Below are 12477 nucleotides of genomic sequence, written 5' to 3' on the forward strand. Positions count from 1 at the left end.
GCCTGAGCCGGGCCGTGCGGTTGCCCTGCACCGGCACATTATTGTCCTGCCTCATCACGGCGCTCGTGGACCCCACGGCGCCAGGCAGAAGCGGGTTCAGTGGGGCCCGTCGGCCGTCGGCTTTGCCGGCGTCACGGTGCCCGCCGCGCCGTCGACCGTGACGTTCTGGCCGGTGGCAATCCGCGCCGTCGCGTCCGGGACGCCCACTACCGCGGGGATGCCGTATTCCCGTGCGACGACGGCGCCGTGGGAGTTGGGGCCGCCCATTTCCATCACGAGTCCGCCGGCCGTCAGGAACAACGGCGTCCAGCCGGGATCCGTGGACGGCGCCACGAGAATTTCGCCCGGCTCCAGGTGCGCGCCCTGCGGGTCCAGAATCACACGGGCCCGGGCAGTGACCGTGCCGGCCGAGGCCGGAGTCCCGGACAGCGTCCCGGCCGTCTGCACGGCTTCGGACTGCACGGCTTCGGACTGCACGGCTTCGGGCTCAGTCCCGTCGGAGAGCAGGACGCGGGGAATGTGCCGCCGGCCCAATTCGGCCTCGTAGGCCTCCCGGCGCTGCCGCACCACCTCCCGCAGTGCGGCGCCGCGCAGCCCCCGGCGCGCCTCGGCCAGGTCAAGGAAGAAGATATCGTCCGACGCCTCGATGGTCCCGGCCGCTGCGAGTTCGGCCCCCACCGCCGCAAGCTGCTGACGGACGGAGCCGAGGGCTTCAACGAGGTGGTACTTGGGCAGTTCACGCAGCCCGGCGAACATCCGGGTCCGCCTCAGCGCGGCCCGCACGATCGATCCGCGCAGGCGGCTGCGCCGCCCCGCCGCAGCCACGAGCCGCTCGGTCTGCGCCTCCGCGGCGCGCGCCGCCTTGTCGAACTGGCGGTCAGGGGCGAGCGCCGGGTCGTCCACGCGCAGGTAGTTGGCCAGGACCCCGAGGATGTGGGTCGGGTCATCCGACCAGCGCGGCATCCCGAGGTCGATCTCCGCAACGGCCCGGTGGCCGTACCGGCTCAGGAAGCCTGACAGCCCGGACTGCGCGACGCCGGGAAGCTCCCCGGTCCGGTAACGGCTGGCCAGCTCGGGCAATGCCGCCGCCGTGAACACCGCCGCCGACGCCGGGTGGTTGCGGATGGCGGCAGCCAGGCGCCAGAGGTCCAGATCCATTTCGGTGGTCACATTGTTGGGCAGGCCCCGCAGGACCTCCTGCAACTCGCCGTTCCCCGGACTGCCAGCGAGTTTCCCGGCCACGGCCAGCAGGGCGAATCCCAGCGCCGGCAGGGGCAGGAGGGCAGGAACCACCGGGAAGACGTTCCGGCCGAGGATCCGCTCAACGTGGTCCAGCCGCTGCGCGGCAGTGGCACCGGAGGGCACCTGGAGCGAGGCCCTGAGTTGCTCGCCCACCCTGTCGGCCCGGCGCAACGCGTCCTCGGGCCGGAGCAGGCCGCGGATCAGCGTTTCGAGAACCCTCGCCCGCGCAGCCACCGGGACGACGTGGCGCAGCAGCGGCCACGGCGAGGTGGTGATGACGGAGAACCTGGGTTCGGTGAAGAGCTGGCGCAGCACGGCGGCCGAACGCGCCTCCATGATGTCGAACACCCGGGGAACGATCGTGCGGCCGGCCGTGCTCCTGACCACGGCCGTCAGGTCGAAGAACATGCGCTGTCCGGCCTCCGTATACGGCGAGGGCCCGTCCCGGGGCTCCGGCACCGGAAAGTGCGCCGCACGGGCCACGGAAGACGCAATCAGCCGGATGCCTGCGAGTCCCATCGGCGTCACGGGCCGGGTCAGCCCCTGGGCCAGGCTGAAGCAAAGATAGACGCGCGGCCCCGGCCCGGAGGGCCGCTTGTCAGGCATCGGATAGAGCGTGGTGATGGGCCTGGACTGCGTCAGCCACACGGCACCGTCCTGGCCAATGGCCCATTCGAGGTCCTGCGGCGAACCGAAATGCACTTCGGCGCGGCGGCCCAGGAGTTCCAGGGCGGCCAGTTGGGCGTCGTTCAGGCTGGGCGCGGACACGGCGTCGGCTTGCGCCACCCGTTCGGTTCCGCCCCCGGGCAGCGCACGGATGAGCAGTCCCTTATCCCCGATCCGGCGCTCCAGGATCTGTCCCGTGGCGCTGTCGAGCACGAAGTGATCCGGGTTGACGGCCCCGGACACCACCGCCTCCCCCAGCCCTGGGCTGGCGTCGATGACGGCCTCGTGCCGCCGCCCGGTCACGGGGTTGGCCGTGAACAGGACCCCCGCCACGGCCGCGTCCACCATGCGCTGGACCACCACGGCGAGGGAGACGGCGGAGGGGCCGATCCCCTGCACCGCCCGGTACGTTACGGCGCGGTCTGTCCACAGCGAGGCCCAGCACCGGCGGACGGCATCCAGGACGGCATCCTCGCCGACCACGTTCAGGAACGTGTCCTGCTGGCCGGCGAAGCTGGCAAACGGCAGGTCCTCTGCGGTCGCGGAGGACCGCACCGCGACGGCAGCGTCCGCGCCCAGCGCCGCATAGGCGGCACGCACGGCGGCGACGATCCCGGCAGGGACCTCGGCGTCGAGCACCAGTGCGCGGGCCTCGGCGGCCAGCGCCGCCAACGCGGCCAGGTCATCGTGGCCGGTCGCGGCAAGGGTCCGGTGCACCTCCGCCAGGGCCGGCGACGCCGTGGCTTCCGCGTAGGCCCGGGTGGTGAGGCAAAAGCCGTCAGGAACCGGAAGGCCGGCGCGTGTCAGCTCGCCGAGGTTGGCCGCCTTGCCGCCGGCCACGGTCAGCATGTCCTGGCCGAGGCATTCCAAGGCCAGGACCGGCTGGTCCAGGGCCTGGTCCGCCGTCACGGGGTGCTCCATCTACAGACAGTCCTTCCGTCGTCGGGCCCGGGCGCCGGGACGTCAGGAGTCGCCGAGCATCGGGCCGAAACTGGCCCGGTCCGCCAGCCGGGGGTCGTCGCGGTCCGGCACCACCATGACGGGCCCCTTGGCGTGGTGGAGGACGCCGTCGGTGGTGGAGCCCAGCAGCATTCCGGTGAAGCCGCCGCGCCCGCGGGTGCCGAGCACCAGGAGTTCCACATGCCGGCTGGCGTCGACAAGGATGTCGACGGGAGAGCCGTCCACGAGTTGCGTTTCCACCTGCAGGGTGGGGAAATGGCTCCGCAGCCAGGCCACGCCGGCGTCAAGCTGGATCTTGATGTCGGCGAACAGGGCATCGCGGTCCATCGGGGTGGGCACCCACGCCAGCGAGCCGGTGTATTGCGGCACGGCGCACACCAGCCGCAGCCGGGCGGAGAGCCGTTCGGCCTGGGCCGCGGCCTCGAGTACCGCGACGCGGGCCTGTTCGGAACCGTCGACGCCGGCCACCACGACGTTCTCGACCGGCTGGTGGCCGGACTTCGCCCGTTCAGCCAGAACATGCTTGTCCCTCGTGGTTTCACCCAGGCGGTCCGCGCAGATCAGGGGCACGGTGACCGTGGGGCACTTCGCGTGGGCGGGCAGTGCGCTGCTGACGGAGCCGAGCAGCCGGCCCACAAACCCGCCTCGGCCGCGGCTCCCGAAGACCAGAAGCTCCGCGGTTTCGCTCATTTCCAGCAGCACACCGGACGCGTCCCCGTTTTCCACGGAGGCGTCGACGTCGATGTTGTACCCGGCGACCTTGTCGAGGGCGTGCTTGAGAATAGCCTCGGCGCCTTCACGGATCACGGAGTCGTCCACGGTGGCGTAGCCGCCGTCGAGTCCGGACGCGGCGAAGATCGGAACCGAATAGGCGGTCACGATATGCAGCGGGCGGCGGCGGCGCTCGGCCTCGCGGGCTGCCCACACGAGGGCGCAGTGGCTGTGGTCCGAACCATCCACGCCAACCACGATTCCCCGAGGAGGCGCCGGTTGGCTGCCGGTCTCCCATTCCGGCTCCGGATGCACCTGTTCACGGCCCATGGGGTCCGCCTCCTCGCGATTCTTGCATGATGTTGCGGCTATTCTGCCAGAAGTACCTGCGCCCGGCGTGCACCGGCGAGGCGGCCCGGAACCTGCGCGCACGAACCCCTGATTTTCTTCACTATTCTCGGTTAATTGCCAACACACAAGACGGCTTCCGGGGTCCCCGGACGGCCCGGCGTCGAAGGATTTACGCAGAGTTAACACGCCGCCGGACGGCCGGGTTTTCCGGGGTTTCTGTATGGTTCGCGAAACAAGCCGGCCACGGAAACCGCGGAAATCGTGGCGAATCGGCCAATGTCCTACCTCCCCTATCCACGGGCGGGAATCTTAGGTATTCTTCGAGGCGTTGCTGAACCGAGACTGGAATTTCAGAACGCAGCCGCTGGGGCTGCGGAACCGGTCCGAAGTCAGCGTCCGGGGTTTACCCCGCGACTGGCACCATTTCGAGGAGGTACCCTGCAGTGTCGAGCATGCCTTTGTACGGCGGGATCGAGCGGACCACGGCCGTAGTCATCGGTACGGGGCTCTCCGGCCTGGCTGTCGCCAGCGAGCTCCAACGCCGCGGCGTCGCGTCCATCATCGTGGACGGGCTCGACCTCTTGGGTGCCGGCCATCCGGCCAATACCTCCTCGCTCCAGCGCTGCGACGCGGCGGATGCCGCCAGCCTCAAAGAGCGCAACGAAATCCTGCGGCACCTGCGCAACTACGCGGCAAGCCACAAGCTCGACGTCCGGAACAACATCCGCGCCCTGCAGCTGGACCACCTCGAGGCCGGGACGGACGGAGCGCCCACGGAGAAATGGGCCGTCCAGACCCCGGGCGGGGTCCTCCTGGCCGATCACCTGGTCCTGACCCGCTGCGCCCACAGCCAGCTGCGGCGCATGCTCTCGGAGCTTGGCATGGCCGCCGGGCAGAACCTGATGGCGGCGATGCATGCCCTGGGCATGTACCTCGTGGGGGTGGGCGAGCTCATTACCCCCACGCCGAAGGAAGTCCTGCGCCAGGCCAAGGTGGTAGGGCAGGCAATCTCCGCCAAGGTCTATCCGGACGGCGTCCCCACGCTGCTGCCCGGCGGCTTGGCCCTGGCGGCCCTCGCCTGACGGGAGCCCGCCGTCCGGGACCCCGCGGGGACCGGCGCAACGCGGGGTCACTCCGCGCCCATCACAGGGCGCCGGACGGGCGCTCAGTGACCCCTCGTTGCTTTTAGTTCAGCTGTCGGTGTTGTTGTTGGTGTCAGTGTTTGTGTCGGCGTCCGGCGTGAGGCGGCGCTTGGCCATCAGGCCCAAGGCCACCAGGATGCCGACGCCCACGACGACGAAGCCCATGACGCTCCACGGGAATGGCGGTGACACCGTCGACGTCGACACCGGGGTCGGCGTCGGCGTGATGCCCGGCTGGGCGGTGCCCAGCGTGGGGACCGCGGCAGCCGCCGTCGTGCCCTTGGCCGCAGCCGTGGCGGTGAAGGTGAAGCTGCCCTCGATCGGGTGGCCATCGGAGCTGGCCACCCGCCACCGAACCGTGTACCGCCCCGCGGGCGCGCCCGGCCTCAGCTTCTGCGCGGCGACGTTGTCCACAATCTCCACCGGACCGTCCGCCCAGTTGGCGCCCGTGGCATCGGCGACCAGGATCTGCGAACCCAGGGCCAGCGGATTGTGGTCGAACGTGACCGAGACCCGCTCCGGCGGTGCCGTAAGGGTTGCGCCGTCGGCAGGGCTCGTGGACTCCGCGGTATCGTGCGCCGACGCCGGGCCCACCGTGCCCAGCATCAGGGCAACGAGGACGACGGCGCCCAGCAGGGCGCCTCGAAGCTGTCGGAAAAGGCGCATGGGCAGGCTACTCCTAGTGTTGTCTTCCTTACAGACTAGGCGAAAACGCAGGGTTGGCCGCCGGGCGCCCAATAAGCTTAGGTAACACCCATCACTCCCGGAGGACTAATGCAAGGACTAATGCTCAAGCAGGGCTCCGCACTCGACCGGTATTTCAAGATTTCCGAGCGCGGGTCGAACTTCTCGCGGGAGATCCGCGGAGGGTTCGCCACCTTCTTCGCCATGAGCTACATCGTGGTGCTGAACCCGCTGATCCTCTCCGGGCCGGATTCCACGGGCGCAACGCTCGGCTTCCCCGCCGTCGCCGCCGTCACCGCCCTCGTCGCCGGCATCCTCACGATCCTCATGGGCGCGTGGGCCAAGCACCCCTTCGCCCTGGCGACCGGGCTGGGCGTCAACGCGTTCGTCGCCGTCACGGTGGCCACGAACCCCGGCCTGTCCTGGCCGGACATGATGGGCCTGGTGGTGCTCTCGGGCGTCACCATGCTGATCCTGGTCCTCACCGGATTCCGGACGGCCGTGTTCAAGGCCGTCCCCGACGGACTGAAGACCGCGATCGTGGTCGGCATCGGCCTGTTCATCGCGCTGATCGGCCTGGTCAACGCGGGCTTCGTGCGCCGCATCCCGGATGTCGCCGGCACCACCGTACCGGTGGGGCTGGGCTTTGACGGCAAGCTGGTGGGCTGGCCCACCTTCGTGTTCGTCTTCGGCCTGATCCTGACCATCGCCCTGGTGGTCCGCAAGGTCAAGGGCGCGATCCTGATCGGCATCGTCGCCTCGACCATCCTGTCCGTGATCCTGGAAGCCACGCTGCACATCGGCCCCAGCTTCGACGGCAAGACCCACAACCCGCAGGGCTGGTCCCTCGTCGCACCCAAATTCACCGAATGGGCAGCCCCCGACCTGTCGCTGATCGGCAAGGCCAACCCCTTTGGCGCCTTTGAGCACCTCGGGTTCGTGGCGGCAACACTGCTGGCGTTCGTGATCCTGCTCAGCATCTTCTTCGACGCCATGGGCACCATGGTGGGCCTGGCCACCGAGGCTGGCACCATCGACAAGGACGGCAACATCCCCAACGTGGACCGTGTGCTGCAGGTGGACGCCCTCGGCGCGATCATCGGCGGCGGCGCCTCCGTCTCCTCGAACCAGATCTACGTCGAATCCGGTGCCGGCATCGGCGAAGGCGCCCGCACCGGCCTGGCGTCCATCGTCACCGGCCTGCTGTTCCTCGTGGCCATGTTCTTCACCCCGCTGATCAACCTCGTGCCGTTCGAAGCCGTGGCCCCGGCCCTGGTGATCGTCGGCTTCATGATGGTCTCGCAGGTGGGCAAGATCGACTGGCAGGACCTGGGCATCGCGATCCCGGCCTTCCTGACGTTCACCCTCATGCCGTTCACCTACTCGATCGCCAACGGCCTGGGCGCGGGCTTCATCACCTTCGTGCTGATCCGTCTGTTCCAAGGCCGCGCCCGCGAAGTGCACCCGCTCATGTGGGTTGTCGCGGCAGCATTCACGCTGTTCTTCGCGATCGGTCCGATCGAGGCGGCCCTGGGCATCCACTAGGGTTCTCCCGCCTTTTCCTCCATGCGCCGGGACGGCAGGTGGCGGCAACGTTTTTCGAAGAACGTTGCCTCCGCCTGCCGTCCCGGTGCTGTTTAAGCGGCCGCCTGAGGGGTTTCCGGGATTCCGGACGCTCCCACGGCGGAGCGGCTGGTTTTCGGCTGCCAACTGGGGTGAGCTAGGACCATGGATTCTCCTGCGCTCACCGTTGATGTCCCGCCGCAGCCCTGGACCGGGAGGTTCGATGGCGACGGAGCCGAGCACCGCCGCTGGTGGCAGGCGGTGACCCCGTACGCGCCGGCCGCCAGGGCAGCCACGTCCTCCCCCGGCGCACGGCCCGCCGTCATCCTCGGCTTCGGCAGCGACGAGGGCGTGCGCCGCAACAAGGGCCGCACCGGCGCCGCGGCCGCCCCCGCCGCCATCAGGGCCGCCCTCGGCCCGCTCGCCTTCCACCTGGGCCGGGACGTGCACGACGCCGGCGACGTCACCGTGAGCGACGGGTCCCTGGAAGCCGGCCAGGCCCGCGCCGGGCTGGCCATCTCCCGGCTGATCGATGCCGGGCAGCTTCCCGTGGTGCTGGGCGGCGGCCATGAAACCGCGTTCGCCAGCTACCTCGGCGTGGCCGGCTCCGCCGCCGTGCGCGACGGCCTGCGGGTGGGCGTGCTGAACCTCGACGCGCACTTCGACCTCCGCGACGAACCCGTGCCGAGTTCGGGCACCCCGTTCCTGCAGATGGCCCGCGCGGAAGCCGCCGCTGGACGCGAACTGCGGTACGCCGTCGTCGGGATCTCCGAGCCGAACAACACCCGGGCGCTGTTCCGCACGGCGGAGGACCTCGGCGTGGAGTACCTGCTGGACGAGGACTGCTCCGCGGACGCCGCACAGGCATTCGTGGCGGGGTTCCTGGCGCGGGTGGACGCGTTGTACCTGACGATCGATCTGGATGTCCTGCCGGCCTCCGTCGCCCCCGGCGTGAGCGCCCCCGCAGCCTACGGTGTGCCGACGCCGGTGATCAGCGCGGTGTGCCGGCAGGTGGCCGCGAGCGGGAAGCTCCTGCACTTGGATGTTGCGGAGCTGAACCCGGAGTTCGACATCGACGCCCGCACCGCCAAGGTGGCCGCCCGGCTGGTCAACACGCTGCTGCGGTAGGCGCCGGAAAGCAAAGGCCGCGCCTCAAATAGGCTGCGGAACAATGAGGCTGCGGAACAATGAGGCTGCGGAACGCAGAAAGTCCCCGCCCCTTCCCGGCCCGCGAAGTGCGGAGCCGGGGAAGGGCGGGGACTTTCTCGTGCGTGCTAGCTGCGGCGCACCTGCACGCCGTCGGACTGCAGGAAAAGCTGCGTCTCTGACGGCCCGGCCGGACCCAGCCAAAGCACATGTCCGCTCGGTGACACTTCTTCGACCTCACCGGCTGCAATGACCTGTGCGTGCTTGACTATTTCGACCTGCTCGCCGACCCGGAGGGCGCTCCAATCGGAAACCGTGGTGGAGGATGCAAGGCGTCTGGACAGAACCGTGCCGCGTGCTTTCATTGAACTTCTACCCCTTTGTATGTGTTCTTTGCCACAACTTCGTTGGTGCGGACTTTCCATTTGTACTACAGTTCCCGGGCCCCCGACCTCCGTGTCGCCAAAGATTTCGGGGGCACCGGGAATTGGTCAGCTGCAGTGCACTTTGTTTCTTCTCAGGCGAGATTTCCGACGGCGGATTCGGCCGCCGCCCGGACGGCACCCGACGCCACCAGGGCGTCCGCCGCTTCGAGTTCCGGCGACAGGAACCTGTCGGTGCCGGGACCGTCGACGACGTCGCGCAGCGCGGCGATCACGGCCGTGCCCGCCGGGCCCGGGGTCAGTTCGCTGCCGGAGACCTGGGTGCGGATGTCCAGCGCCCGGGTCGAGGTCACGAGTTCGATCGCCAGGACGCGGCGCAGGTTCTCCACCGCGCGGCGCAGCTTGCGGGCCGCGTGCCAGCCCATGGAGACGTGGTCCTCCTGCATCGCCGAGCTCGGGATCGAGTCCACCGACGCCGGGACGGCCAGCCGCTTGTTGTCCGAGACCAGCCCGGCCTGGGTGTACTGGGCGATCATGAGGCCCGAGTCGACGCCGGGGTCCGCGGCGAGGAACGCGGGCAGCCCGTGCGAGCGGGCCGGGTCCAGCATCCGGTCCGTCCGGCGCTCGGCGATGGAGCTCAGATCCGCGACGGCGATTGCCAGGAAGTCCAGGACGTAGGCCACCGGGGCGCCGTGGAAGTTGCCGTTGGAGCTGACCCGGCCGTCCGGCAGGACCACCGGGTTGTCGATCGCGGCGGCCAGTTCGCGGGAGGCGACCAGGGCGGCGTGGTCCACGGTGTCGCGGACGGCGCCGGCCACCTGGGGGGCGCAGCGCAGCGAGTAGGCGTCCTGGACCTTGGTGTCGTTGATCCGGTGCGAGGCCACGATCGGGGAGTTGGACAGGACCCGGAGCATGTTGTCCGCGGAGGCGGCCTGGCCCGGGTGCGGCCGGAGGGCCGCGTGCAGCTCGGGCAGGAACACCTGGTCCGTGCCGAGCAGCGCCTCGACGCTGAGCGCGGCGGTGATGTCCGCCGTCGTGAGCAGCTGGCGGATGTCCGCGATGGCCATCAGCAGCATGCCCAGCATGCCTTCGGTGCCGTTGACGAGGGCCAGGCCCTCCTTTTCGGCCAGGGTGACGGGTTCGATCCCGTGCTCGGCGAGGAGCTCCGCGACCGGGCGTCCGTCCTTGCTGCCGTACAGCGTGCCGTCGGGGCCGGTCGCTTCGCCTTCGCCCATGAGGACCAGGGCGCAGTGGGACAGCGGCGCGAGGTCGCCGGAGCAGCCGAGCGAACCGAATTCGCGGACCACCGGCGTGATGCCGGCGTTGAGGACATCCACCATGGTCTGCAGGACCACGGGGCGGACGCCTGTGCGGCCCGAGGCGAGGGTCTTGGCGCGCAGGAACATGATGCCGCGGACCACTTCGCGTTCCACGGCCGGGCCCATGCCGGCGGCGTGGCTGCGGATCAGGGACTTCTGCAGTTGGGTGCGCAGCTCGTTGGGGATGTGCCGGTTGGCCAGGGCACCGAAGCCCGTGGAGATGCCGTAGGCCGGGATCTCGCTGTGGGCGAGGCCGTCGATGTGGGCGCGGACCTTGGCGACCGTGTCCAGGGCTTCCTGGGCGACGGTCACCTTGGCATCATGGCGGGCGACGGCGACGACGTCCTCGGGGCTGACACCGCTGGAGCCGAGGGTAACGGTGAGCGGTTCGTGAGTCGTAAGAGTCATTGAAATCTACCTAGGTCTAAGTGTTGGTTCGGCGTCCCCGTCGATTGCTCCGTTGCGGCCCTTTTCAAGGCTCAAAACGGCGTTTACGGAGCAATCGACGAGGTTTTGCGGGCTGGTTAGCGCGACTCTGACATGGGGATGCGGACGCCGCGTTCCTTGGCGACCTCGACGGCGCGGTCGTAGCCGGCGTCGACGTGGCGGATGACGCCCATGCCGGGGTCATTGGTGAGCAGGCGCTCCAGCTTTTCCGCGGCGAGGTCGGTGCCGTCGGCGACGGAGACCTGGCCTGCGTGGATCGAGCGGCCGATGCCGACGCCGCCGCCGTGGTGGATGGAGACCCAGGTGGCGCCGGAGGCGGTGTTGAGCAGGGCGTTGAGCAGCGGCCAGTCGGCGATCGCGTCGGATCCGTCGGCCATGGCCTCAGTCTCGCGGTACGGGGATGCAACGGAGCCGGAGTCCAGGTGGTCGCGGCCGATGACGATTGGCGCCTTGACCTTGCCCTCCTTGACGAGCTGGTTGAACAGCAGCCCGGCCTTGGCACGTTCGCCGTAGCCCAGCCAGCAGATGCGGGCGGGCAGTCCTTCGAATTCAACGCGGTCCTGCGCCGCGTCGATCCAGCGGTGCAGGTGCTTGTTCTCGGGGAAGAGCTCCTTGATGGCCTTGTCCGTGACCGCGATGTCCTCGGGGTCGCCGGAGAGGGCCACCCAGCGGAACGGGCCCAGGCCCTCGCAGAACAGCGGGCGGATGTAGGCCGGGACGAAGCCGGGGAACTCGAAGGCGCGGTTGTAGCCGCCCATGCGGGCCTCGTCGCGGATGGAGTTGCCGTAGTCGAAGACCTCGGCGCCGGCATCCTGGAACTCGACCATGGCCTGGACGTGCTTGGCCATCGAGGCCTGCGCCTTCTTGGTGAAGCCTTCCGGGTCCGCCGCGGCCTCGCGGTGCCATTCCTCCACCGTGATGCCCTCGGGCAGGTAGCTCAGGGGATCATGTGCGGAGGTCTGGTCCGTGACGATGTCCACGGTGAGCTCGCCCGCATTGTGGCGGCGCAGGATTTCGGGGAACACCGTGGCGGCGTTGCCGACGTAGCCGACGGACCAGCCGCGGCCCTCCTCCTTGGCCTTGAGCACCTTGGCGATCGCGGCGTCAAGGTCGGTCTCCACCTCGTCGAGGTAGCGCTTGCCGAGCCGCCTCCGGAGGTGGCTTTCGTCGACGTCGACGATCAGGCAGGCGCCGTCGTTCAGCGTGACGGCGAGCGGCTGGGCGCCGCCCATGCCGCCGCAGCCGCCGGTGAGCGTCAGGGTGCCGGCCAGCGTGCCGTTTTCGTCCCCGGTGAGCTTGCGGGCGATCGCGGCGAACGTCTCGAACGTGCCCTGCAGGATGCCCTGGGTGCCGATGTAGATCCAGGATCCGGCGGTCATCTGGCCGTACATCATGAGGCCCTCGGCCTCGAGCCGGCGGAATTCGGGCCAGTTCGCCCAGTCGCCGACGAGGTTGGAGTTGGCCAGCAGCACGCGCGGGGCCCACTCGTTGGTGCGGAAGACGCCGACCGGCTTGCCCGACTGGACCAGCAGGGTCTCGTCCTTCTCCATGGTTTCCAGGGTGCGGGTGATGGCGTCGAACGCGGCCCAGCTGCGGACCGCGCGCCCGGTGCCGCCGTAGACGACGAGGTCATCGGGGCGCTCGGCGACCTCGGGGTCGAGGTTGTTCATGAGCATGCGCAGCGGGGCTTCCGTCTGCCAGCTCTTGGCGGTGAGCGCGGTGCCGCGGGCTGCTTTGACCGGGCGGGCACCGGTGGTGAAATCGGCGGGTGCCATGAGGGGCTCCTTTGTGGCTGGATATGGTGCTGGATGTTGTCTGTGCTGGAGGGTGAAGGGTGTTTGCTGAATGAATCGGGGCAATGAG

General features: G+C 69.5%; 9 protein-coding genes. 3 read left to right on the forward strand and 6 right to left on the reverse strand.

From position 1 onward, the window contains the following. Positions 1 to 96: 96 nt before the first annotated feature. Positions 97 to 2829, reverse strand: a complete 2733-nt coding sequence (locus tag AB4Y72_RS06325) for a PEP/pyruvate-binding domain-containing protein (RefSeq protein WP_441425295.1) — start codon at positions 2827 to 2829, stop codon at positions 97 to 99. 42 nt (positions 2830 to 2871) lie between these two features. Continuing rightward, positions 2872 to 3909, reverse strand: a complete 1038-nt coding sequence (locus AB4Y72_RS06330) for a universal stress protein (protein WP_441425296.1) — start codon at positions 3907 to 3909, stop codon at positions 2872 to 2874. A gap of 473 nt (positions 3910 to 4382) precedes the next feature. Here AB4Y72_RS06330 and AB4Y72_RS06335 point away from each other — a divergent pair, with 473 nt between their 5' ends. Continuing rightward, positions 4383 to 5012, forward strand: a complete 630-nt coding sequence (locus tag AB4Y72_RS06335; protein ID WP_441425297.1) for an FAD-binding protein — start codon at positions 4383 to 4385, stop codon at positions 5010 to 5012. A 108-nt stretch (positions 5013 to 5120) separates the two neighbouring features. On the opposite strand, the gene AB4Y72_RS06340 is transcribed toward AB4Y72_RS06335, so the two are convergent. After that, positions 5121 to 5738 carry a copper resistance CopC family protein gene (locus AB4Y72_RS06340; protein WP_441425298.1) on the reverse strand — a complete coding sequence of 206 codons (618 nt, stop codon included), beginning with the start codon at positions 5736 to 5738 and terminating at the stop codon, positions 5121 to 5123. A 120-nt stretch (positions 5739 to 5858) separates the two neighbouring features. Between AB4Y72_RS06340 and AB4Y72_RS06345 the strand changes: the two genes are divergently transcribed. Together AB4Y72_RS06345 and hutG are read left to right on the forward strand one after the other, a co-directional pair. Continuing rightward, on the forward strand, positions 5859 to 7301 hold the full coding sequence (locus AB4Y72_RS06345; RefSeq protein WP_441425299.1) for an NCS2 family permease: 1443 nt from the start codon (positions 5859 to 5861) through the stop codon (positions 7299 to 7301). A 183-nt stretch (positions 7302 to 7484) separates the two neighbouring features. Further along, positions 7485 to 8447, forward strand: coding sequence for a formimidoylglutamase (gene hutG, locus AB4Y72_RS06350; RefSeq protein ID WP_441425300.1), 963 nt, complete (start codon positions 7485 to 7487; stop codon positions 8445 to 8447). Between the two features lie 146 nt (positions 8448 to 8593). Here the strand turns inward: hutG and AB4Y72_RS06355 are convergent, their stop codons facing one another. The 3 genes from AB4Y72_RS06355 to hutU form a co-directional block, all read right to left on the reverse strand. After that, positions 8594 to 8830: a hypothetical protein gene (locus tag AB4Y72_RS06355; protein ID WP_441425301.1), complete on the reverse strand. Its 237-nt coding sequence runs from the start codon at positions 8828 to 8830 to the stop codon at positions 8594 to 8596. Between the two features lie 152 nt (positions 8831 to 8982). Beyond that, entirely contained in the window at positions 8983 to 10575 is a 1593-nt protein-coding gene (hutH, locus tag AB4Y72_RS06360) for a histidine ammonia-lyase (RefSeq protein WP_441425302.1), read from the reverse strand. Positions 10576 to 10691: 116 nt separating this feature from the next. After that, positions 10692 to 12389 (reverse strand): urocanate hydratase, encoded by a 1698-nt coding sequence (hutU, locus tag AB4Y72_RS06365; RefSeq protein ID WP_441425303.1) that lies wholly within the window; start codon positions 12387 to 12389, stop codon positions 10692 to 10694. Between the last annotated feature and the right edge of the window lie 88 nt (positions 12390 to 12477).

It is taken from the genome of Arthrobacter sp. YAF34 (assembly GCF_052113245.1).
Classification (GTDB): Bacteria; Actinomycetota; Actinomycetes; order Actinomycetales; family Micrococcaceae; genus Arthrobacter.